At 40.2% G+C, this 22,515-nt stretch carries 23 protein-coding genes; 10 read left to right on the top strand and 13 right to left on the bottom strand.

Annotated elements, in window-relative coordinates; all coding sequences use genetic code 11:
- Positions 1-7 precede the first annotated feature (7 nt).
- On the bottom strand, positions 8-514 hold the full coding sequence (locus F9K23_10615; GenBank protein KAB2915699.1) for a DinB family protein: 507 nt from the start codon (positions 512-514) through the stop codon (positions 8-10).
- Positions 515-674: 160 nt separating this feature from the next.
- Here F9K23_10615 and F9K23_10620 point away from each other — a divergent pair, with 160 nt between their 5' ends.
- Positions 675-1,982 carry a hypothetical protein gene (locus F9K23_10620; protein KAB2915700.1) on the top strand — a complete coding sequence of 436 codons (1,308 nt, stop codon included), beginning with the start codon at positions 675-677 and terminating at the stop codon, positions 1,980-1,982.
- On the opposite strand, the gene F9K23_10625 is transcribed toward F9K23_10620, so the two are convergent.
- Entirely contained in the window at positions 1,979-3,274 is a 1,296-nt protein-coding gene (locus F9K23_10625) for a tetratricopeptide repeat protein (protein KAB2915701.1), read from the bottom strand. The genes F9K23_10620 and F9K23_10625 overlap by 4 nt on opposite strands.
- Positions 3,275-3,369: 95 nt before the next feature.
- Positions 3,370-4,602, bottom strand: coding sequence for a diaminopimelate decarboxylase (lysA, locus tag F9K23_10630; protein KAB2915702.1), 1,233 nt, complete (start codon positions 4,600-4,602; stop codon positions 3,370-3,372).
- A gap of 149 nt (positions 4,603-4,751) precedes the next feature.
- Between lysA and F9K23_10635 the strand changes: the two genes are divergently transcribed.
- The 3 genes from F9K23_10635 to pbpC all read left to right on the top strand — a co-directional run bounded on the left by F9K23_10635 (position 4,752) and on the right by pbpC (position 9,473).
- Complete coding sequence (locus tag F9K23_10635; protein KAB2915703.1) at positions 4,752-5,438, top strand: phytanoyl-CoA dioxygenase family protein; 687 nt, start codon at positions 4,752-4,754, stop codon at positions 5,436-5,438.
- Between the two features lie 88 nt (positions 5,439-5,526).
- Complete coding sequence (gene ruvB, locus F9K23_10640; GenBank protein ID KAB2915704.1) at positions 5,527-6,555, top strand: Holliday junction branch migration DNA helicase RuvB; 1,029 nt, start codon at positions 5,527-5,529, stop codon at positions 6,553-6,555.
- Positions 6,556-7,121: 566 nt separating this feature from the next.
- Positions 7,122-9,473: a penicillin-binding protein 1C gene (gene pbpC / locus F9K23_10645; protein KAB2915705.1), complete on the top strand. Its 2,352-nt coding sequence runs from the start codon at positions 7,122-7,124 to the stop codon at positions 9,471-9,473.
- 12 nt (positions 9,474-9,485) lie between these two features.
- Here pbpC and F9K23_10650 read toward each other — a convergent pair whose 3' ends face one another.
- From F9K23_10650 to F9K23_10665, 4 genes are all read right to left on the bottom strand, one after another.
- Positions 9,486-10,406: a hypothetical protein gene (locus F9K23_10650; protein ID KAB2915706.1), complete on the bottom strand. Its 921-nt coding sequence runs from the start codon at positions 10,404-10,406 to the stop codon at positions 9,486-9,488.
- Between the two features lie 3 nt (positions 10,407-10,409).
- Positions 10,410-10,913, bottom strand: coding sequence for a hypothetical protein (locus F9K23_10655; protein ID KAB2915707.1), 504 nt, complete (start codon positions 10,911-10,913; stop codon positions 10,410-10,412).
- Entirely contained in the window at positions 10,906-11,781 is an 876-nt protein-coding gene (locus F9K23_10660) for a hypothetical protein (GenBank protein ID KAB2915708.1), read from the bottom strand. The genes F9K23_10655 and F9K23_10660 overlap by 8 nt, the downstream gene beginning before the upstream one ends.
- 150 nt (positions 11,782-11,931) lie before the next feature.
- Entirely contained in the window at positions 11,932-12,558 is a 627-nt protein-coding gene (locus tag F9K23_10665; protein KAB2915709.1) for a rhomboid family intramembrane serine protease, read from the bottom strand.
- A gap of 274 nt (positions 12,559-12,832) precedes the next feature.
- On the opposite strand from F9K23_10665, the gene F9K23_10670 reads away from it, so the two are divergent.
- The 3 genes from F9K23_10670 to trxA (F9K23_10680) all read left to right on the top strand — a co-directional run bounded on the left by F9K23_10670 (position 12,833) and on the right by trxA (F9K23_10680) (position 14,807).
- Positions 12,833-13,654 (top strand): hypothetical protein, encoded by an 822-nt coding sequence (locus tag F9K23_10670; GenBank protein ID KAB2915710.1) that lies wholly within the window; start codon positions 12,833-12,835, stop codon positions 13,652-13,654.
- A gap of 498 nt (positions 13,655-14,152) precedes the next feature.
- Positions 14,153-14,473: a thioredoxin gene (gene trxA / locus F9K23_10675; GenBank protein KAB2915711.1), complete on the top strand. Its 321-nt coding sequence runs from the start codon at positions 14,153-14,155 to the stop codon at positions 14,471-14,473.
- A 10-nt stretch (positions 14,474-14,483) separates the two neighbouring features.
- A complete protein-coding gene (gene trxA / locus F9K23_10680; GenBank protein KAB2915712.1) occupies positions 14,484-14,807 on the top strand; it encodes a thioredoxin in 324 nt (107 codons plus the stop codon).
- A 57-nt stretch (positions 14,808-14,864) separates the two neighbouring features.
- Here trxA (F9K23_10680) and F9K23_10685 read toward each other — a convergent pair whose 3' ends face one another.
- Complete coding sequence (locus F9K23_10685; GenBank protein ID KAB2915713.1) at positions 14,865-15,515, bottom strand: hypothetical protein; 651 nt, start codon at positions 15,513-15,515, stop codon at positions 14,865-14,867.
- A 99-nt stretch (positions 15,516-15,614) separates the two neighbouring features.
- Here F9K23_10685 and F9K23_10690 point away from each other — a divergent pair, with 99 nt between their 5' ends.
- Positions 15,615-16,703 (top strand): hypothetical protein, encoded by a 1,089-nt coding sequence (locus F9K23_10690; protein ID KAB2915714.1) that lies wholly within the window; start codon positions 15,615-15,617, stop codon positions 16,701-16,703.
- Positions 16,704-16,706: 3 nt separating this feature from the next.
- On the top strand, positions 16,707-17,615 hold the full coding sequence (locus tag F9K23_10695) for a DUF58 domain-containing protein (protein KAB2915715.1): 909 nt from the start codon (positions 16,707-16,709) through the stop codon (positions 17,613-17,615).
- A gap of 24 nt (positions 17,616-17,639) precedes the next feature.
- Here the strand turns inward: F9K23_10695 and F9K23_10700 are convergent, their stop codons facing one another.
- The 5 genes from F9K23_10700 to F9K23_10720 all read right to left on the bottom strand — a co-directional run bounded on the left by F9K23_10700 (position 17,640) and on the right by F9K23_10720 (position 21,867).
- Positions 17,640-17,990, bottom strand: a complete 351-nt coding sequence (locus tag F9K23_10700) for a hypothetical protein (protein ID KAB2915716.1) — start codon at positions 17,988-17,990, stop codon at positions 17,640-17,642.
- Positions 17,991-18,046: 56 nt separating this feature from the next.
- Entirely contained in the window at positions 18,047-18,415 is a 369-nt protein-coding gene (locus F9K23_10705; GenBank protein ID KAB2915717.1) for a hypothetical protein, read from the bottom strand.
- 6 nt (positions 18,416-18,421) lie between these two features.
- The gene (locus F9K23_10710; GenBank protein KAB2915718.1) at positions 18,422-18,928 is read right to left on the bottom strand and encodes a transcriptional regulator; all 507 of its coding nucleotides are present in this window, start codon (positions 18,926-18,928) and stop codon (positions 18,422-18,424) included.
- A 90-nt stretch (positions 18,929-19,018) separates the two neighbouring features.
- Positions 19,019-20,041: a hypothetical protein gene (locus F9K23_10715; protein ID KAB2915719.1), complete on the bottom strand. Its 1,023-nt coding sequence runs from the start codon at positions 20,039-20,041 to the stop codon at positions 19,019-19,021.
- 131 nt (positions 20,042-20,172) lie between these two features.
- Positions 20,173-21,867 (bottom strand): sodium:calcium symporter, encoded by a 1,695-nt coding sequence (locus tag F9K23_10720; protein KAB2915720.1) that lies wholly within the window; start codon positions 21,865-21,867, stop codon positions 20,173-20,175.
- 129 nt (positions 21,868-21,996) lie between these two features.
- On the opposite strand from F9K23_10720, the gene F9K23_10725 reads away from it, so the two are divergent.
- On the top strand, positions 21,997-22,491 hold the full coding sequence (locus F9K23_10725; GenBank protein ID KAB2915721.1) for a phosphoribosyltransferase: 495 nt from the start codon (positions 21,997-21,999) through the stop codon (positions 22,489-22,491).
- The last annotated feature ends 24 nt before the right edge of the window (positions 22,492-22,515 follow it).

Here is a 22,515-nt window from a genome sequence, read left to right on the forward strand (position 1 = left end):
TAGTTTATTACATCGGAGGCATTTCATCCGCACTTGGGCCATAGCTGCCGGGGATGGGTATATTCAGCAGGCGCAAAAACACTCCTAATTGTGCGCGGTGGTGAACAATTTGGCAAAAAGTCATGCGTACTACTTCATACTTGGTGTCGGTATTGTAAATTTCATCTCCATTACGTAGTGTCCACATTTCAGTTAATAATTTTTGCTCATCCGCTTTTTCAAGCTCTGTTTTACCTTCAATAAGGCTTTTCTCAAAGTAGGCCAAAAGCTCTTCAGTGCTGCTAAGAGGCACAGGTTGGTAAGGATTAACCGCAAAATCAAGTTCGCTGGTAGTAATGGTCATTGCAACCCAAGTGGGCAATTCAGCCACGTGCGTTGCTAATTGTTGCAGCGACATACTTTTTGGGTGGGGTTTCCATGCAAACTTGTCGGCAGGAACAATTGACAGCATTTTGCGCGTTGTTTCGGCTTCGTGCTCCATCTCTTTCAGCATCAGATTAATTAATGTACTCATAGTATTTGTATTAGTTGATGGTACAAACTTCAATACCGCAACTGACAGCCCTATGTCAACAGTATTTTTACAGCTAAATTTTTTTAAAGAAATACCTAATTGGGCGGCATACCGTTTTATAAGTAACCAACTAACCCCTTGCTTTTATAAATTTGTAGCAATGCTTAAAAAACTCGTATCACTGCTGGCAGCAATACTGCCTTTTGCGCTTCACAGTCAGGACATAGTGCAGGTAAATTTTACTGAAACAGCTTATGATGAGCGTTATCACAAAGGCAAGTTAATAGTCCCTATATTCAGGTACACCTCGCCTGAAATTGAAGAGTACGAAAAATTTGGTGCACCCGGAAAAAAAGCCCTTGATAAATTCACATTGAAAAAACTACCCGATATGACAGGCTGTGTAGATACTGCCTATGGGTTTATTTATTACACCGGTCTGCCATCCAATACCAACAGGGGGTATATTACCCTGCTGATTGGTAATTATCGCCGCAGTTGGGATAAAATAGCCCAGTTATACGTCGACCGTAATAACAATCTTGATTTTACCGACGACGGTCCGGCCATATCAATTCCTTATTTTACAGAATATTTAGACGTTGAGTTTGCCAATCCTGCTGCCGATGGTGCTGTGTATAAAGTGAGATTGAGCCGTTTTCCGATGGATAAGGATGCCAAATACCGTCAGTTGATGGATGAGTTTTACCAACGCAACCAAGGCAATAAGGTATTTGCAGGCATTGACTACAGCTTTAAGGAAAACCGCATGAATATGAAGGGCACTACCTACATAAACGGAACGGACACCTTTAGGATAGGCTTGTATGACGGAAACTACGACGGATTATACACCAACGCTGAGTTTGACCGCATTTATGTGGCAAAACAAGGAGATAGTGTTTTTATAGACGATTATAGGTTTGTGTTTCAGGATGGGATGAAGGATGCTGAGTTTGAGTGGAATTTTAAAGTGTATAAGGTGACCGAACTTGATCCCGCGGGCAGGTTCATGAAGTTTTATTGGGATGAAAACGCCCAATCTAGAAAGGCACTGCGGATTGGTAAAAAAATACCCAAGTTTGAGTTTTACCTAACCGATGCTAAAACGGTTAAGAAGATTAAGAAATACCGTAAGAAGGGGTTGTATGTTTACTTTTACAGCCTTGAAAATCCCAATATAGAAGAAGATACAGCCATCTTACGCCAACTGCATAACAAATACAGTAATTGCCTGAATGTAGTTACCCTAAACTACGGCGATTATTACAAAACCCTTAATGCCATAAAGGTGCTGGATGCAGTACCCTACACAATGGGAATCAGCAACCGCAGGCTAAACCGTATGTTTAATATTGAGCAGTTGCCCACAGGTTTCTTGTGCCGCAAACGTTTGCGACTATCACACATTGGTGTTACCCCCAAAGATGTATGGGAGCTGATGGAGAAGGGCAGTAAGAAAGACTAAATCCTATTAGCTTTCAGAAACTCGTCTGTTGTTTCGTTCAACTCGATTGATTTTTGCTGATGGTATTGTTGTTTATCGGTATTACCAACGGCAGCATAGGCCTTTGCTAAATAGAAGTGAATTAAATCAGTGCTATCGTCCATTGTTAAAGCCTGTTCCAGATTTTCAAGTGCATCGGCATATTCGTGCTTCAACAAATAATAAATGCCCAATGTCCTCCAGACGTATGAATTACTATCGTCAAAATTAAGAGAAGAAACGATATCAGAGTATCCACTAACCAAGTCGTCTGTTTGTAGCCTGCAAAAACCTCTGTTATTAAAAGGAAAAGCAGCACAATTATCACAATAAAGAGCTTGGGTAAAGTCTTTAATGGCTTCTTCAAACCTTCCAAGCATTAACTTTGCGTATCCGAGATTATTCCACGGCTCCCATTCTTCGTTTTGTATTTTTAACACTTCATCCCAAGCAACTATCAGGGCATTGTAGTCTTTTTCTGCATCTAATTTATCTATAAGCTCATACAGCTTGTTTAGGGTAATGTTTTCATTGAGTGTTGCTTTATCCAAAACAGTATCGCCAGTATTTTTTAAATACTCATAGTTCTGTTTAAAAGCAAGCTTGGTATTTTTATTAAGCAGTTTGTGTACTTTTTCAAATTCGGTATTGGTAATGTAGCATATCAGTGCGTTTATATACGCTATTGCTTGTTCGGGAAATGTTGTAATAATTGATTTTTTTCGTCCTTTTTGCAGAAAATTCCCATTCGCCAAAAACACCCCGAAACCAAAGAACAGGGCTGTTAAAACAACTAAACTGTCATCCTCATTATTAGCACCCTTCTTATGGTAGCCATCTTTAACCAATTTGAACAAGGCCAAATTATAAACCACTACAGCAACTGTACGTTCAATCGTCTCAAAATCGTCATCAGTAATTAATAGCTTGTGCTTGGTAATTTTGCGGGGTTTACTATTTGTTTTGACGGCACTTTTGCTATTAGGAATCATTTCATCCCACTGGGTAGTATCGTTGCAGAAGGTTAAAACCTCAATATCCTTGGGGTTTACCCCAAAAATGTCGCAGAGTTTTTTGAAGAACGGAATAAATTGCTCTTCCTTTCTCAGGTTATTGTAAGGAAACTCTTCATAATGCGGATAAATGAAGGGTGTTTTAAGAACTCTTTCAAATCCGTAGGTCTCGCCTAACCACAATAAATTATCCTCCACCCACTTTTTATCTTCAGCTGTAATGGTAAGTTTAGGGCGTTTATTGTTAAATAGTCCGAACATAGGATAGAGATATAAGTTTACGTTTCCGGTTTTTAGTAAAGATTGAATAAACAATCTCAGAACTAAAAACCGGAAACTAAAAACTCGAAACTACTTTATATCTCCACTTCCACCACGTTTTTCATCAAATCTTCAATGTTTTCACGTTGGCGTATCAAGTGGGCTTTTCCGTCTAATATCAGCACCTCCGCAGGACGAAAACGACTGTTGTAGTTATTACTCATGGTATAGCAATAAGCACCCGCATTGTGAAATGCAAGGATATCTCCTTCGCGCACCTCATTTAACTTGCGGTCCCAGCCAAACGTATCCGTTTCGCAAATGTAGCCCACCACACTGTATATGCGGGGCGTACCACTTGGGTTGCTAATGTTGGTAATGTGGTGGTAGGCATCGTAAAACATAGGGCGTATCAAATGGTTTTGTCCGCTATCAACCCCAACAAATACTGTACTGGTGGTTTGCTTAATCACATTTGATTTCACCAAAAAATACCCCGATTCGCTCACCATAAACTTGCCCGGTTCAAACCAAAGCTCAAGCTCACGACCGTACTCATTGCAAAATTGAGCAAAGCGTTTGGTTATCTTTTTACCAATATCCTCAATATCAGTGGTTACGTCGCCTTCTTTATAAGCTACTTTAAACCCGCTGCCAAAATCAATAAACTCCAAATCAGGAAAATCAGCACTTGCTTCAAACAACAATTCAGCACCTTGCAAAAACACTCCCGCATCCAAAAACTCGCTGCCGGTGTGCATATGCAAGCCTTCTACTTTAATGTTGTGCAACTTTACCACACGGGCTACGTGGCGCATTTGGTAAAAAGAGATACCGAATTTAGAATCGATATGGCCTACTGAAATTTTGGCATTTCCGCCCGCCATAATGTGCGGATTGATACGGATGCACACAGGAACGGTGTTGCCGTATAAATTACCAAACTGTTCAAGAATAGAAATATTGTCGATATTGATACGTACGCCTTCGTCTACAGCCATTTGTATCTCTTCGATAGACACACAATTAGGCGAGTATAAAATCTCATGGGGTTCAAAACCTGCTTTTTTAGCCAGCCATACTTCCTGTATAGACACGGCATCAACGCCACAGCCTTCCTTCTTCAACAACTTCAACACATTTATGTTATTCAGGGCTTTCATGGCGTACTTTATCTTTATGTTAGTACCATCAAAAGCGTTAACAAGCCTGTGAAACTGCGAAACGATTTTCGCAGCGTCGTAAACATAAACGGGTGTATCATATTGCTCGCATACCGCCAGCAAATCTACCCCACCCAAGGTGTATCGGTTGTTTTCTAACTGCATAAGTGCGCGAAGATACTTGCAGAACGGGCATAATATCAATGCGTGACAGGAGTTTTTTTGCTGTTGAGGGTGGTTGGGGATTAGGAATAGTAGGAGAGGTAGCTTACGGTTGGGAACATTACGCCCAATAAACCCCTATCTTTGTATTGATGAATGCTACAAGGTTGCTTGATACACAAGGCTTTGAGGTTTTTGACAAGGTGTTTGGCGTGGAAGAGATTAGAAGCTTGCAAACCTATTTTGACCGAATAAATGCACCCGATGGCAAAAACTTATTCGCCATCCGTAATTTGTTTGGGAATCACCCCGATTTGCTTCCTTTGGTGTTTACGGAAGGGTTTACTCGGTTTAAAAACAGCATAGCTCCCGAGTACTCATTGATAAAGGGGGTGTATTTTGATAAGCCCGAAGGGTCAAATTGGTTTGTGGCTTGGCATCAGGATATTACAATATCTGTTACAGACAAAAACACCACTGAAGGATTTATTAATTGGTTGCCCAAAGAATACGGATATTCAGTACAACCTCAGCTTGAATACTTAGAGAACATTGTAACATTACGCATCCATCTTGACGAAACCAATGAGAACAACGGAGCGTTGCGGGTAATACCCAATTCTCATTCAAAAGGTGTGGTTAGATTGGAAGAAGTAAACACAGAGGAAGCTATAACTTGCAATGTAAGCAGCGGGGGAGTAATGGCTATGAAGCCCTTATTAATGCATTCATCAAGAAGAATAACAGAAGGCAGCCGAAGACGGGTGCTACACTTAGAATTTTCTAACAAAAATTTACCCCACGGATTGCATTGGGCTGAGAATATAGATTGGCAGTGAAAACTCCCTAACCCCCAGTTGCTAATCCCTAATCACCAACCACCAATCACGACTTTGTTTAATCCAACGGTAATAGTAATTTTGAATTGTGCGAAATGAGTATCTGAACCCCGACGACGAACGTCTTTCATCTGCCGAGAAAGAGATTGAGAAGGTATTGCGACCCAAAACCTTTGACGATTTTACGGGACAGGAGAAGGTGATGGAAAACCTGAAGGTGTTTGTGCAAGCTGCCCGCCTTCGCGGTGAGGCACTTGACCATGTGCTGTTGCATGGCCCTCCGGGATTGGGTAAAACTACGCTTTCACACATTATAGCCAATGAGCTGGAGGCCGGAATTAAAGTAACATCAGGCCCAGTATTGGAGAAACCCGGCGATTTGGCAGGATTGCTTACCAACCTTGAAGAAGGGGATGTACTTTTTATTGATGAGATACACCGCTTGAGCCCCGTTGTTGAAGAGTATCTATACTCAGCAATGGAGGATTATAAAATTGACATTATGCTGGAAAGCGGCCCTAATGCCCGCTCGGTGCAAATCAGTTTAAGTCCCTTTACGTTGATAGGAGCGACCACGCGGTCAGGATTGCTAACTTCGCCGCTGCGCGCGCGTTTTGGTATTACCGCCCGCTTGGAGTATTACGACTCAAAGTTGTTGTCGTCAATCCTTATCCGTTCGGCAGGAATATTAAATACAGCCATACAACCCGATGCGGCTTTTGAAATAGCACGCCGCAGCAGGGGAACCCCCCGTATTGCCAATGCGCTATTGCGCCGTACCCGAGATTTTGCCCAAATAAAAGGAGACGGGAAAATAACCATGGAAATTGCCCAAATGGCTTTGGCGGCGTTGAACGTTGATAGCCATGGCCTTGACGAGATGGACAACCGTATTTTGCTTACCATTATTGATAAGTTTAAGGGAGGTCCTGTTGGGCTAACTACCATTGCTACGGCCGTTTCTGAAGAGGCCGGCACGATAGAAGAAGTGTACGAACCCTTTTTGATACAAGAAGGCTACCTGCATCGCACTCCCCGTGGTCGTGAGGCTACTGAAAAAGCCTACCGCCACTTGGGTAAAATACCCTTTAGCAAAGGCGGGAACACGCTTCTTTAGTTTATTGGTTATCAGTTATTGGTAATCCACATCTAAAAAAGGCCAGTACAAGGGGGGAAAAAAACTCACACGGCCAGCGGGTAAGCCTTCCCCCTATAAAGGGGGAACACAAGTGGGGGGCTCACCCACCGCACCCCTTCGACAGGCTCAGGGAACTGCCACACACGAATGTCTATCGTCATTGCGCGGAAGCCGTCTTCGGCTGACAAAGCAATCCGTTTGCACACCTCCCTTAGTCCCTCCTTACCAGCCCACAAGCCATGCCGAAGGAGGGAAACCACCGCACTGGCTGCGGGTAAGCCTTCCTCCTATAAAGGGGGAATACAAGGGGGTGTCTCACCCACCGCACCCTTCGACAGGCTCAGGATGGGCAACCGCACTTGCCACTGTCCTGCTGACGAAGGAAGCATCTTATCCCGCCTTGTTAACACAGTTGTATAAGGTTCTTCGCAACGCTCAGAAAGTCAGGGTGGGAAAGTATTCTTTAAATTTTCTAAAAACTCATTGCATAAAACCAAAACTAAAAACTAAGTTTGGCTTTGTAGTCGTTATTAGTGCAACCAGCCATGCCCTCTGTTCGCAACATTATCCGTCCATTAAAAAAAGCAGCCCTTTGGCTGTGGGGTAAACGTTGGTTTAGGTGGCCAGCCATAGCAGTTGCCTCTGCGTTTGTGGTGTTTTTTGCTTTACACGTTATTTTCCCCCTTAAAGTAAACGTTGATTACTCGCAGTTAGTAGTGGCTGATGATGGAACAGTACTTTCGGCATACTTGAACAAAGAAGAAAAATGGCGGCTTTATACCGAGTTGAACGAAATTACCCCCGAGCTTTCAAAAGCCATTGTTTACAAAGAGGATAAGTACTTCAATTATCACTTTGGGGTAAACCCCTTTGCCATGGGGCGTGCGTTTTATAACAACCTCACGCAAGGCAGGCGTACATCGGGAGCGTCCACCATCACCATGCAAGTAGCACGGCTGTTGTATCCTGCCAAACGCACTTACGGAAATAAAATCATAGAGATTTTCAGGGCGTTTCAATTAGAGTGGATGTATAGCAAAAAAGAGATTTTGCAGATGTACCTCAATCTTGTGCCTTACGGTAGCAATATCGAGGGGGTAAAATCGGCTACTCTGCTGTATTTGGGTAAAATGCCCAACCACCTTAGTGTGTCTGAAATTACGGCATTGGCCATCATTCCCAACCGACCTGTAAGCCTATCATTAGGGGTAAATAATTTCGCCATTGAAAAAGAGCGCAACAAGTGGTTGCAACGTTTCAAGTCCGAAGGAGTATTTGATGCAAAGGTAATTGACGATGCAATGGTAGAGCCTTTTGATGCACACCGAAGACCGGCTCCTCATTATGCTCCGCATCTTTCGCGCAGGTTAAAGGAGGCAAGTCCTACCGTGCCTATTCTTAAATCAGCAATAAAATACACCCGCCAGTTAGAGGTTGAAAACATTATCGCCAATTACATCAACCGTTTGCGTACCCTTTCGATACACAATGCCGCAGTGATGGTGGTGGATAATACCACCCGCAAAGTAATCTGCTACGTTGGTTCGGCTGATTTTAACAATCCGTTGGACGGTGGACAGGTTGACGGGGCTGTGGCCGTTCGGTCACCCGGTAGTGCCCTAAAGCCCTTTTTGTATGCCCGTGCGTTTGAGCAAGGGGTAGCTACACCCCGCACCATGATGAACGATGTACCGCTTAATATTTCGGGGTATGAGCCTGAGAACTATGATGAAAAGTTTCACGGTCGTATCAGCGTAGGGCAAGCATTAGCACTCTCGCTAAACATACCCGCTGTTAAACTGCTCGATCAAGTAACCGTTGATGATTTTAGCAAGCAATTAGTGAAAGCGGGTTTCTCCACCATTAAACAACAAAAGAAAAACTTAGGCTTGTCGCTAATATTGGGCGGTTGCGGGGTGAAGCTGGAGGAAATGGCCGCACTGTACAGTGCCTTTGCTAATTATGGGGTGTATTCGCCGCTTAATTACATGGCAAGCGATACTGTAGCGCTGAAAGTTCCTGTGGTTTCGCCCGAGGCAGCTTACATGGTAACCAATGTGCTTACCCAAATTACCCGACCCGATTTGCCTAACAATTTCCAAAGCAGCCCTCACTTACCCAAAATTGCGTGGAAAACGGGTACCAGCTACGGCCGTCGTGATGCTTGGAGTTTGGGATATAACCGCCGTTATACTATTGGTGTGTGGGTAGGTAATTTTTCGGGCAGGGGAGTACCCGAACTTTCAGGAGCGGATATAGCTACTCCGTTGCTTTTTGAGATATTTAATAAACTCGATTACAATTCGTCGGTTCATTGGTACAGTCCCCCAAACAAAATTGATTTACGCTTGGTATGCAGCCAAACCGGTGATTTACCCGCTGATTACTGCACCGATTTAGTGCAGGATGTGTTTATACCGGGTATTTCTCCATCGGTAACCTGCAACCACAAAAAGTGGGTAGCCGTAAATGCTGATTCAACTATCAGCTATTGCACCAATTGCCAGCCTTCAAATGGGTTTGTTCGCAAAATGTATGATAACCTTGCGCCCGAGCTGGTAAGTTATTATGAGTTAAATAAAATTAACTATCCCAAAATTCCGCCACACAACCCACAGTGCCTGCGGGTGTTTAGGGATAATGCGCCACAAATCACTTCTCCCTCTGACGGGACTGAATATCTAGTAGAGGCCGCCGAACCGCAAAAAATTATGCTGAGTGCGCATACTCCTACAGATGTAAAGTTTATTTACTGGTATGTGGATGATAAGTTTTACATGAAAACACCTGCACGCCAACCTGTGTTTTTTACTCCAAAAACAGGGCGGATAAAAATATCCTGCGCCGATGATAAAGGTCGCAACAGTAATGTATATATAGCTGTTGAATCGTATTAATATATTAAGACTTTAGTCCAGTCTAAAGTCTCTTTGATATAAGATTCTTCCATCAATGTTGTTAACGAGATACATTGTGTATGTCCCAGCAGAATTAAAATCTAACGGAGCACTAAAAAAATACTTGCCTCTATTATCTCCATTCTTGAAATCAATTTCAATTGCATATGAAACATCTATTGGTTTGGTTTGGTCGGGCATTTTTATTTTCGCTCTGCGTTTCTTTGTATTTTGTCCAGGAATATAGTTGCCTTTTGGACTTCTAATAATAATGAATAATTTGCTCCTTAAGCATCCTTCTGTTGATACTTTGATTCCTATATGATCAGATATTCCATATATAGCTTTTTCAGTTATATTGTCTCCAGGAGGATGAACAGAATACGCATCAATAAATCCTAGTAGCGGATCTTGTTGTGTTTGTTCATTTTTGATGGCATTTTGTAGACGTTTGATTTTTTCTGTGCAGTTTTCCTTTGAACGATCACTTATTACAGTTTTGTATCGATCGTTTTCAATAAGCTTAAAATAATAAAGTCTTAGTAGCGTGACAGTTTCATTTAGCGCAGTAAGTTCAGGTGTATAATCTTGTTCTTTTTCTATTAAAGAATTAATCTTTTTTTGTAAATTCCTGATGATACCTTCATATATTCTAATAGAGTCATCTTTCTCAATAATAATTAATGACCCATTATAAAATTTCTTGCTCGAATTCTCTATTGAAATATTCAAGGTTTTTATGTCATTCTTCGTATCTTCATATAATTCTGATAGGCTATACTTAATATCATTTAAGTTTGTTTTTAAAGGTGTTATCACAGATAGTTGAACATAAAATAGGGTTCCGATTATAATAATTTGAATAATAAAGACCCAATAAATGTTATTAGAACTTATGTTGGACTTCGGTGAATTTAAATTATCCATCCCCATAATTTAATCTATTAATTTTATACAAGGCAAGTTATTTTTATTAATCATTTTCAATGAATCCAGTGTGTTTTTTAATGAAATCTCTTTAACACAGTTCTCTTCAATAACAGAGGAGTTTTTTCTTTTTTGTGAGTCAATTAGTGCTTGAATATTTACTTTATCTATTTCAAGACTTTTTATAGAGTCGTCAATATGTGATAACTTACCTTCATAATTACTTATGTAAGATTCTTTTTGTTTTATTCTATCTCTTAATTCTTTTATTTCTGTGGATAAGGTAAAAATCGTGTCCTGCTGTAATCCAAGATTTTCACCTAATTCATTTAACTCATCGTTACGCAAACTAAGGTTTGCCTTAATTTTATCGGTAGATTGTCGAAGAGAATCATTATCGTTTGCTATTTGGTAATTATCCAATAAGCCATTATAAAATATATACCCAAAAAAACCTATTATGAATGCCCAGATAGATTTAACGACGTCTTTTTTTGTTATTAAGTTATTCATAGATGCTCAAGTTTACAATTCTTGTACCCAATAAGAAATGTTTTCGTAATGCTTGATTTCTTTTAAGGGTTGAGTTATTTGTGATTTCGTTATCACTACTAAGGTTAAAATCAAACCAGATAGTATCATTTTGATAGGAACTTGGAATAAAAAATAATGTGGAGTCTTTAAATAGTTCAGTCGGTGCTAAATGGCCAATAAAATAGTTTGATTTAGTGATGATAATTGAACTGTCAATTTGAGAAATTGTTAAAGCAAGATTCTTATCGATGGAGTCATAATCTCTACTTGCTTGTAAGCGGAAAACAAACTGAACAGGGTCGTTTTTAATAAGATAGCTATTCTTTTGAGATCGTAATTCTATATTTATCAGAGAAATTGTGCTCCTCCCTGATGGATCTGGTCCTTCTATTAATTTAGGCACCTCGACGGTTTTGGGTGTAGAGTCTATGTCAGGGGAAATTATAGTTTCTTTTTCTTTCAAAAAAACAATGATCTCTTTGTTCGATATCTTGTTTTTATGTTTAACTTCAACCTTTATCCTTAATTTTCCAACAGGAAAGGAGCTTAAGTCAAAAGACATATTAGTTATAGTATCATCTTTACCTTTGGGTTTAATGACTTCATTTCCAGAGCTTTCTTTTTCTCCATTGATGTAATATGAAACTAATGCGTTTCCCCTTGATGTCTTTTTATTACCAATTACGTATTCAAGATTATACTTTTGACCTATTATACAGGTATCTACATGATTACTGTTGTCACCATCATTGAGTACTTTGATCGACCGGATATATGGTTCTGGGGTACAACAACCACATAATATAGAGAGAAGCAGAGTTAAACTAATGGTAAAAGACTTGCACATAGATAGTTAACTAATACTAATGCAAGTTATCATCTTAATCAGATATTTCGTTTAAATATTGTGTAATTTGTTTTAAATTATTTGAATTTATTTCTTTAATAGGGTCTTACGCAATTAGTATAACAATATAGTTATTGAAATACTAATAAACTAAAGTCCTATTGCATAACGAATCTCCATGATAAAATGCCCCAATAAAGCAGGCTTAAACAAAATGGGTAGTAAAAAGCCATACACTGCCCCGTAAAAGTGGGCATCGTGGCCAATATTGTCTTGTGCGCGTTTACTCATGTACGATGAGTACACCAAATACAGCACCCCGTATATAATGCCCGGTATAGGTATTGGGATAAAAAACATATAAATACCCATCATAGGGTTGATAAGAATGGCAGCATACAGCACCGCACTCACCGCGCCCGAAGCACCCAAACTATTATACCACGAATGGTTTTTGTGTTTATTGAATGAATATAACGATGCCACTGCAATGCCCGATAGGTAAAGAAAAATGTACAGCAGCTTACCAATTGGTCCAAAGAAACCCACAAACGTATTCTCAACCAACTCACCAAAAAAGTAAAGCGTAAGCATGTTCACAATCAGGTGAGGGTAATCGGCGTGTATAAAGCCGTGAGAAATGAAACGGTACCACTCTTTGTGTCGGTTTATTATATAAGCATTAAAAATCATCTTATCCATCCTGTCGGGACGTTCAAAGGACATTATGCTTAGTGCCGCAGTAACTATAATAATCAGCAGGGTTATCGAAATCATACTACAAACAAAGCAATTTTAGAGATACACAAAACGTTTACGCAGTTATTTATTACGTGTAACTAAAAAGGTTTAAAAAACTCAAGCGTTGTTTTTTAAAGCAAAGTGTTGATTAATAGTGATGTCTGTTTAAATGGGTATGTGTGTCATCAAAATTTGGAAAAAAGTTTGGAAAAAAATTCAAACCATTTAAAAGTTGCCCCGTCAAACTATAAAATTACACCGGGTAATAATTGTAAAAAAGTAAAGTATAAAACCACTAATAACTGCCAATATGAAAAAAGTAAGTTTAGTATTGATGATGGTAGCCGCAGCTGCTACAACCTTTTTGGCATCTTGCAAAAAAGATAAGGTAGAAGAAGATTATACTACCGAAAAAGAAATGAGCGAACACATGGCACTTAGCGAAGCCAACTATACCGATGCGGGTAATATTGCCGATGAAGCCAGTGAGGGTGATTTATCATCGTATAAAACAGGATGTGCTACTGTTACGCACGATTCAACCTCAACCCCTCGTAAAATAACCGTTGATTTCGGTACTACTAACTGTTTATGTAACGATAACAAAACCCGCAGAGGTAAAATAATTGTTACTTATACCGGCCGTTACCGCGACCTGGGTACTGTTATCACCACTACTTTTGATAACTATTTTGTAGATGATAACGAAGTAAAAGGGACACGTACCGTTACCAACAGCGGAACTAACCCACAAGGTCAGCCTACATTTAATATATCGGTAAACGGTTCAGTAATTCTATCAGGTGGCAGGGGTACTATTACCCACATAGCCAGCCGTACCCGCACTTGGATAGCCGGCTTTAATACCCCCCGTAATTTACAGGACGATGTGTATTTGATTGATGGCAGCACAACCACCGTTGGCCCCAAAGGCGACGAGTTTACTTGCACCATCCGCACCTCGTTGCGTGTTGAGTTTAGCTGCCACAACATTGTAAGCGGTATTATTGATTATGTACGCAAAGGAAGCCGCAACGGTAGTGCAAGTATTAACTACGGTACCGGCGCTTGCGATAGAGTAGCTACAGTTACTTTGCCCAACGGAAGGGATTTTAACATACTTCTTCGTTAATCAGGTTTTTAAGGAATAGGTTACACAAGCGGGGCTTATGAGCTCCGCTTTTTTTGTTTAAAGGCGGCTATCTCAATAGCGACAGGTTTTATACCTGTCGCTCTAACGATGGGCATAACGCCTGCTCCTTGTTCGATATATTGTCCCGAATGGTTTTAAACCATTCGGGACAATACCTTCAAAAGACCTGAATTTTATATTCAGGCTAATGTTATTGCTTGTTCAGCAGAAGTAAAATAAATGGGAACACTCTCAATAACGACAGGTTTTATACCTGTCGAAATAACGGGCATATGCGCTGCAAAAGAGCAGCATTCAGTGTACTGCCTTATTAGTATGAGCCAACAAAAAATGCAATAGCAATCCCCAAAAGTGCATAACTACGATTTGGTAACGTTGGGGTAATACTTCAATTTTGTGATGTGGAATGAACTTTGCAACTATAGCAATGTTCTAAGAAAGATTAGAACCTTATTTTTAAAACATATATATAATAACATGGCAATTGAAATAACCGACAGCAACTTTGAGGAAGTTGTTTTGAACTCAGACAAACCTGTATTGATTGATTTTTGGGCAGAATGGTGTGGCCCTTGCCGCATGGTGGGTCCTTTGGTTGAAGAGATGTCGAAAGAATACGAAGGCAAAGCCATTATTGGTAAACTTGATGTGGATAGCAACCCCAACGTAACCGTTAAATACGGCATACGCAATATACCTGCGTTGTTATACTTTAAAGGTGGTGAAGTGGTTGACCGTCAGGTAGGTGCAGTACCTAAAAACATTTTGTCAGCTAAGTTAGATGCCCAATTGGCATAATCCTGCATAAATGGCAGCTATTGAAATAACCGACAGTAACTTTGAAGAACTGGTGTTGCATGCCGATGTTCCTTCGCTGGTAGAGTTTGGCGCCAAATGGTGCCCTCCTTGCAAGTTGATAGAACCTTTTTTGGCCGAAATGCACCACGAATATGCAGGCAAAGCCGTAATAGGCAAATTGGATGTAGATGATAACCCTGTTGTTTCTACACAGTTTGGGGTAAGAAATTTACCCACCCTGCTATACTTTAAAAACGGTTTTGTGGTTGATCGCCAAGTGGGCGCAGTACCCAAAAACGTACTAACGGCTAAACTAGATGCCCAATTGGGATAATAAGTAACGCAATTAATTAAAAAGGGGAGCTACTAAAGCTCCCCTTTTTTGTTTTGTCTATTGGGCTATTTTATAATCCACCAACTCCCAAACAACATGGAGTGTATCGTTCTTAATCGACCGTTTGATAATTCCCACATCCCTTGCCAACACAAATTTTTGGTAGGTAAACCTATTTGTATGTTGATTATAATCAGACGTACCAAAAGCAATCCAATCGGTTTCAATTCCCAAAGGGAACGAAAATGTTCCCACCGAAACAGCTTGTTCAGTAGGGGGTAAATGTAGTTTACCATCATATCCTATTACCTTGGTAGTAAGCATGGGGAAAGCCATAAATATTCCTGCCGTGTTAACCTCAGAGGTATAATTATGATATGTGGGACCATGAATACTATAAACACTGTTTTTTAAAGAACTGCTGTGTGAATAAACCACCCCGCCTACCTGATACCTTATGAGCGTATCCGAATCAAATTCCTTTTCGTCTTTAATTCCTAAATGGCTCTTAATAACAGTTATAGTATCTGTTTGTTGGCTTATCGAATCTTTATAAACCCAATACGAGCCCTTTTTAAAAATATGGTAAGCAGCAAGATCAGCACCAATAGTAAGGTCTTTAACAGGTGCTTGTGTGTGCGTAGTTTCTTTTTTGCAACTTGTTGTAAACAAGCATACAGCAACAATGATTAATAGGTAAGTTTTCATGCTTTAGAAACGCCAAACAATTCTTTGTAGTATCCGAACATTTACTTTATCGACCAAACCTGTATAAGAAACTAAAACCTTTGTATTTTCGTTAGCAGTATGATGCGCGCTATTACCTTCGTCATATTTAGTTTAACTTTATTTTCTTGCCATACAAAGCAAAGTGAAAATACGGTATCCATAGAAACCGGTCCTCGCGCTGATTCTGTTAATACGGTAAATAACTTGACTGATGACGAAATACAGGCTATTACCTATTGCGAGTTTGATAACCTGCATTTGAATTTCGATTCGGTATTGGATGTTAAAACGGCCAAACAATTATTAAAAAAAGACCCCTCTATCGAATATTATTTACAAAACGAATCGTTTCATGTATTTCAAATCGTTAAACAGGATATTTTGGCTCGCAAACCATTGGCAAAAAAGTTAGGATTGTCGTCTCAAGCACTGATTGTTGAGCAACAAACTATATTAGGCTATCCCAACAGGGCATTTATCTTGTGGGTAGATAGTGGCAGGGTTGGTTTTGAAAGTGAGCCTTATTCTTGTCCATCGGTTACAATGGGTAAGGGTTTTTTTCAAGGCAGGGCAAGGGTTTCGTTAATTGATATTAAAAATCAGAAAATAATAAACACAATACCTATATACGGGGCATCGTGGGAGGGCATACGCGATTGTTTTACAATTCCCTTTTGTATTGCCAATCCAAAATATAAGTCTGAATTGGGTCAATTAAAATACCATGCTTTGGGCGGTGATAGTATAAAAGATGGCAGGGCTGATGTTTTGTATTTAGACGATTACAATGGCGATGGTAAAAAACACGAGTTTGCTTTGTACGAGCAAATGGGCTGTATATCTTGTTTTAGTACATTGTTTGGATACAACGAAAAAGCGGATAGCTTAATCAATTATACAGTGGTATTAGAAGAGACTGATTTAGATTCGGCACTAAGCAAGCCTTATACAACGGCTTCAACGTGGGTATCTCAACTGTTTACTTTAAAACCCAAAAAAGGTATTTATGATTTTGTAATGAACTACAGAGGGCGCGGCGGAAATCTTTGCTATTATAATATAGCTTTTAGCAAAGAAAATAATAGGTTTGAAGGTACACTAAAATTTACAGCACAAGAAAACGATACCATGGGGATGAGTTGGATAACTTACCCTATACAACGATAACACATGGCAGTAATCACACAAAAAGAGTTAGAACAATACGGAAGCCTTGAGTTGCTTGCCAAGCAAGTGGTTGAAGGTTTTATAACGGGCTTGCACAAAAGCCCTTTTCACGGGTTTTCGGTAGAGTTTGCCGAACACAGATTATACAACAAGGGCGAAAGTACCCGCCACATTGATTGGAAATTATTTGCCCGTACTGAAAAACTGTTTGTGAAACGCTATGAGGAGGAAACCAACCTGCGTTGCCAAATAGTGATAGACACCAGCAGCAGTATGTATTACCCCGAAGAGGGGATGAGCAAAATACGATTTTCTATCTACGCTGCTGCGGTATTGATGAGTTTGCTGAGGCAACAACGCGATGCTTTCGGGCTTAGCCTTTTTGCGCAAGAGTTAGAGTTTCATTCGCAATGCAAATCGTCAACCGTGCACCATCAGTTGATGCTGGCGCAATTAGAGCAGTTGTTGCTGAAAGAAAAACTAAACCGCAACACTTCGTTGGCCAATGCACTTACTGCCGTTGCCGACCAAATACACCGCCGATCATTGGTAGTGGTGTTTAGCGATATGTTTCAGGCCGGACAAAACAGTGAAGAGCTTTTTAGAGCCTTGCAACGCCTCAAATTCAGTAAAAACGAGGTGATATTATTTCATGTGAACGACGGCAAACACGAGTTGAACTTTGAGTTTGAAAACCGTCCGTACATATTTATTGATAAAGAAACCGGCCAAGAGGTGAAGCTGCAACCCCATGAGGTGAAGGACGCTTATTTGGCGCAAGTGAATGATTATATGATGCAGTTGCGCCAGCGTTGCGCCCAATACCGTATTGAGTTTGTTGAGGCCGATGTGAACAAGGATTTTATGCAAATACTGATTCCGTTTTTTGTGAAACGCAGTAAGATGTTTTAACGTGGTTGGTTCAGCCCGGTTGCATTATTTCTCAAACGTTTCTTCATAACTTATAAGCAGATAATAGACTGCAAGGATGCCCGCTGCAATACCGAAAAATGTGAGCGTAAATATCTCGTTATCAATTTTCAATACGTAGTGAGTAACAAATAGAAGTCCAAAAAATGCCAGTACACTCAAGCCGTAACGTTGTCGTGGCTTTGTTACGCTTGTGTATGTCATGAACTGAATAAAGAAGCTAAGAGGTTGGTATATTCCTAATCCTATATAGATAAGGATAAGTCCGAAAAAGTTTTGGCTTACGAGTATATATAAAATACTACCTGCTATAATCAATGCTTGGATTGAGAAATCAATAACTTTAAGAGTTTTCATGTTGTTAAATTTTATTTTTGTATTTTCAGTAAAATTTGAAATGTAATATAAAAAAATTATTCCTTTTTCATTTTTCTAAATTCAGCAATGGTGATGCTGAAATAAAAAGCAGCCATAAGGAAACCGGTTGTCATTGCCGTAAATACAGTAAAATTGCTCATGTCGCCAAGTGGTAAAATAACACACAATACAAGAGCAGGAAGCAGTAATAAGTGATATACTTTGCGTAATCGAGGAAAACGAACCAACTGTGGCTTAATGAAATGAACAAGGGTACTGATTAACTGCCAAATGCCCATGCCTAAGTAAAAGATAGCGCAACAAATTATAAGTGCTCCTAAACTATCTTTAATAATAAAGGGGGCAACAATAGTTGCAATAACTACTAATACTTGTACCCATATATCAGCAAACTTAAAATTCATCAGTTATTACTTAAGAAGTTTCATCATTGTTCCCATCAGCCAATTGTCTTGTGCGCGGCCAAGTTTATCAAGTACCCCGTCGGCTTTGCCTATTACGTCTTCAATATTGCCCATCATTTTGGTAAACTCTTTTGCTTCGGCACTGTCATCGTCTTTGTCCAGCGTTTTTATCTCGCCCAATACCTGCATCAGCGGCTCTAACTCACGCTTACGGCGCTCTTTAATAATTTGCATAGCAGCCTTCCAAATGTCTTTTTCAGCATAAAAAAACTCCTTACGCTCACCCGGCTTTAAGTCCTTGCGAACCAATCCCCAATTGATTAGCTCACGTACATTCATGTTGGCATTACCGCGAGAGATTTGCAGTTCTTCCATAATCTGTTCCGTGCTTAATGAGGTAGGAGATATAAGCAACAGCGCATGAACTTGCGCCATTGTGCGGTTAATACCCCAATTGGTACCCAAGCTGCCCCAGCCTTGTATAAACTTTTGTTTGGCTTCTTCGTGTTTCACATAACAAAGTAAAACAATAATATCGAATTTTCAAAATAATTTGAAAGTTCATGGTGTAAATCAAACAACGAGGTTAAAACTTAGGAGAGATTAATAGAAGGTGTATGTGTATTTGGTTGAAGATTCTTTTGTGTTACCCAAGCGAGTGTCTTTTAAGGTACTTTCTCCCTTTAAACCTTTGGGGCCGTTGTAAATAATCACCTCTTCAGAGCGGTTAGATGCGCCGCTAACTGTAATAATGGTTTCGGTTTCAATGTTATTGGCGGTCGCAAAAGTATGGGTTTCTTCGTATAGCGGTTTTACTGATGTTCCTTCAAAGGCAGTAATGCGGGTTTTTCTTCCCTTATTGTCGTACTCGTATGCCCAGTAACTATCGGTTACAGAAACTTCTAAAGAGCCTTCCTCCACCGTGCCATCGTCGTTAAACAGCATAGCTCCGTTTATTTTATGACGGCTTTCTTTTTCAATCAACCCTTGGGCATTGTAGGTAGTAATGGTGGTAATACTATCGTAACCACCGGTGTATTTGGAAACTAAAAGCATTTTTACTTCCCTGCCCAGATTATCGTATTCAATAAATATGGTTTCTTCCACTTCTTCGTCTTTGGCAAATTCTTTTACCAAACGTAATACTGAGTCGTAGTAGTAATCAAGCACCGTAGTGCTTTCCTCCTCATCAGGGTATTTTTCGGCCAGCTTGTTTTGTGTTTTATCAAACACAAACTCAATCTTTTTTCCGTCAAGATTACGCTCTTTTAGCAAGCCGTTATCGTGATACTTAAACGTGATAAACCCGGCAGTAATTTTATTGAATACTAAATCGTTGGTGCTGTCTATAATTTCGGTAAGGCGTAATTTCTTATCATACTTATAAGTGTAGGAGCGGATATTACTTCCCGATTGGCGTTTATAGACCAGCATGCCGTTTTTATCAAACTGTTCAAACAGTGTTGATGTTTTAGTATCAGAAGTTACAGCAGCGGTAACAGAGGCTATTTTGTTAGTTTTATTAAAAACCTTAACCTCATCCGAAAGCGGAAACCTTTCGGTGTACTGCGCATTTAGGGTTAGCGTAAAAAGCAATACTGCTACAAGCTGTACTATTCTTTTCATTACCGGTAAAGTGTTAGTCTTTATTAATAGGACTCTTGAACACCTTATAAAAGAAATATACGGTAAAAGCCGTTATAATTACCTGCGATGAAATCATTATCACCAATGCTTCTGTATTCATAAAATTCTTTTTAAGCAGTTTTTAATTCAGCACGTTGCCTTTTGCGGTAGGCAATAAATACCAACCAGCTAATACCTGCAAACAGACCCACTAATAAGAAACGGGCTATGTATGTATATAGTTTAGCTGTTTTAAGAGTTTCGATGGTTGTAGGGTCAGTAGCAGCAGCAAGTTTTTCATTCAAACCAGTCATGGTTAGCATGCTAAGTACTGAACCGTTATCCAACGGCCAGCCGCCACCAGATGTAAAGCTTTGCCAAGCTGCACCCCAATCGTTTCCTTCAGGAGTGATTAATGCCCCAAAGAAAACTATAATCAACATTACAGGGGTAACGTATCCTATAATGTATTTGAATACAATATGGATTTTTAAATCCGCTCCTGCGTTAATCTCTGCCCAACCTTTTTTAATACCGAATATCCAAGAGAATAAGATGGTTTCGGCCATGGCAAATACCACCAGCGATACCGTACCCGCCCAATAATCGTATTCATCAAACGCAATAAGACTAACCCCTCCTGTGGCCGATTTTGTAAACAACAGTACGGTAGGCAAGCCCATTACCAATACTAATAAACCAAAGGCCATTGCCGATTTGTTTCGGCTTACGGCAAATTCGTCCTGCAAAAAGCCCATTAGTGGCGTACCCATTGCAAGGGAGGAGGTGATACCGGCAAAAAACAGCAACCCAAACCAAAACACACCAGCCAAGGCTGAAAGTATCGGTCCCCACTTTTCAAACAAGTAAGGCATGGTTTGGAAGGCCATTCCAAAGCCAGCATTTTCTTTTACCCAATCCAAGCCTAAGTAACCGGCTGCAATGGGTATTACTATAGCACCACCTAAAATAACTTCAACAAACTCATTTGTGAAACCTGCTGAGATACCGTTAAGAGCCACATCATCGTTAGCTCGTAAGTATGCCGCGTAACAATGTACAGTACCCATACCTACTGAAAGTGTAAAGAATATTTGTCCAGCAGCACTTAGCCAAACTTTCAAGTCGGTTAGTTTACCGTATTGCGGTGTCCATAAGTAATTTAAACCATCAATAGCACTTGCATTTGGATATTCGGCAGATGCACCTGAAGTGCCTAAGGTTAGCCCTCTAAAGGCAAGGAAAGCACCAAAAAGAATTAGGAGCGGCATACCTATTTTGGCAACCTTTTCAACTCCGCTTAATCCACGTGATAAGATATAGGTATTAAGTACTAAACACAGGATATAGAAGATAACAGCTTCGTATGGAATGCCTGTGGTACTGGTAGAAATATCAAGGTAGTTATTAAAAAATCCGGCTACCCAAGTCATCGGTTTGCCATCAAAAGTGCCGGTAACCGAATGCACCACGTACGACATTGTCCACGACTCTATATAGCAATAGTAGGCAGCAACTGCAACGTTGGTGAAGATTCCAAATACCCCGAAGTATTTCCAGAACTTACGTTTGTCCATACTGTCAAGGATAAAAGGAGTACTGTGGTGGCCGAATTTGCCCCCAAAACGTCCCATACTCCACTCAATCCACAACAAAGGGATACCCATTAATATAAAACAAACCAAATAAGGGATGATAAATGCCCCACCACCATTATTAAGAGCCTGCACGGGGAATCGCAAGAAGTTTCCCAATCCCACAGCGTTCCCTGCCATTGCCAGAATAAGTCCTAATCGGCTACCCCATTTTTCGTTCTGCTTGCTCATAAGCCTGTAATAGTTTCTTCAGTTAGTTGTAAGGTTAATGGTGCAAAATGCACTTTTTTTAAACTAAAACCAAAAGGGCTTTTGCGGGGACTGCCTATTTTGTGTAATATTGTTTTTAAGATTTTAGGCATGGTAATCCTTACCCACGAACAAATTGAAAGGAAGATTAAACGTATTGCTTATCAGATATATGAGCAACACGTGGAGCAAAGCGCGCTAATTGTGGCCGGTATTGCCGAGCACGGTTATTTGCTGGCCGAGAAGATTGGTGCTGAATTGAGGGCTATATCGCCTTTAACGGTAACAGTGGCTAAGATTGAGATTGAAAAAGAAAAACCCAGTGAGCATACCACGGCTATAAGTATTGATATGGCTGATATTAAAGGCCTGCATGCTATAATTGTTGACGATGTGCTTAATACTGCCCGCACGATGGTGTTTGCCATCTACCCCTTTTTTAAAGGCGGTGCGGCTGAGATAAAAACGGTGGTATTGGCCGACCGTAACCACAAGATTTTCCCTGTTTCTGCCGATTATACAGGCATTTCGTTAGCTACCACCTTGCAGCAGCACATTACTTTTGAGGTAAACAGCGACGGTACGATGCAACTTTCGCTTAACTAAGCAGGCACAGTAACGACTTAGACA

The organism is Bacteroidota bacterium (assembly GCA_008933805.1).
Classification (GTDB): domain Bacteria; phylum Bacteroidota; class Bacteroidia; order UBA8524; family UBA8524; genus SB11.

Coding starts and splice junctions, on each gene's coding strand:
- trxA (KAB2915711.1), top strand. CDS start 14,153: ATGGCAATTGAAATAACCGACAGCAACTTTGAGGAAGTTGTTTTGAAC.
- pbpC (KAB2915705.1), top strand. CDS start 7,122: ATGCCCTCTGTTCGCAACATTATCCGTCCATTAAAAAAAGCAGCCCTT.
- F9K23_10685 (KAB2915713.1), bottom strand. CDS start 15,515: ATGAAAACTTACCTATTAATCATTGTTGCTGTATGCTTGTTTACAACA.
- F9K23_10620 (KAB2915700.1), top strand. CDS start 675: ATGCTTAAAAAACTCGTATCACTGCTGGCAGCAATACTGCCTTTTGCG.
- lysA (KAB2915702.1), bottom strand. CDS start 4,602: ATGCAGTTAGAAAACAACCGATACACCTTGGGTGGGGTAGATTTGCTG.
- F9K23_10700 (KAB2915716.1), bottom strand. CDS start 17,990: ATGAAAACTCTTAAAGTTATTGATTTCTCAATCCAAGCATTGATTATA.
- F9K23_10705 (KAB2915717.1), bottom strand. CDS start 18,415: ATGAATTTTAAGTTTGCTGATATATGGGTACAAGTATTAGTAGTTATT.
- F9K23_10725 (KAB2915721.1), top strand. CDS start 21,997: ATGGTAATCCTTACCCACGAACAAATTGAAAGGAAGATTAAACGTATT.
- trxA (KAB2915712.1), top strand. CDS start 14,484: ATGGCAGCTATTGAAATAACCGACAGTAACTTTGAAGAACTGGTGTTG.
- F9K23_10660 (KAB2915708.1), bottom strand. CDS start 11,781: ATGTGCAAGTCTTTTACCATTAGTTTAACTCTGCTTCTCTCTATATTA.
- F9K23_10665 (KAB2915709.1), bottom strand. CDS start 12,558: ATGATTTCGATAACCCTGCTGATTATTATAGTTACTGCGGCACTAAGC.
- F9K23_10690 (KAB2915714.1), top strand. CDS start 15,615: ATGATGCGCGCTATTACCTTCGTCATATTTAGTTTAACTTTATTTTCT.
- F9K23_10720 (KAB2915720.1), bottom strand. CDS start 21,867: ATGAGCAAGCAGAACGAAAAATGGGGTAGCCGATTAGGACTTATTCTG.
- F9K23_10615 (KAB2915699.1), bottom strand. CDS start 514: ATGAGTACATTAATTAATCTGATGCTGAAAGAGATGGAGCACGAAGCC.
- F9K23_10650 (KAB2915706.1), bottom strand. CDS start 10,406: ATGGGGATGGATAATTTAAATTCACCGAAGTCCAACATAAGTTCTAAT.
- F9K23_10625 (KAB2915701.1), bottom strand. CDS start 3,274: ATGTTCGGACTATTTAACAATAAACGCCCTAAACTTACCATTACAGCT.
- F9K23_10635 (KAB2915703.1), top strand. CDS start 4,752: ATGAATGCTACAAGGTTGCTTGATACACAAGGCTTTGAGGTTTTTGAC.
- F9K23_10655 (KAB2915707.1), bottom strand. CDS start 10,913: ATGAATAACTTAATAACAAAAAAAGACGTCGTTAAATCTATCTGGGCA.
- F9K23_10670 (KAB2915710.1), top strand. CDS start 12,833: ATGAAAAAAGTAAGTTTAGTATTGATGATGGTAGCCGCAGCTGCTACA.
- F9K23_10715 (KAB2915719.1), bottom strand. CDS start 20,041: ATGAAAAGAATAGTACAGCTTGTAGCAGTATTGCTTTTTACGCTAACC.
- F9K23_10695 (KAB2915715.1), top strand. CDS start 16,707: ATGGCAGTAATCACACAAAAAGAGTTAGAACAATACGGAAGCCTTGAG.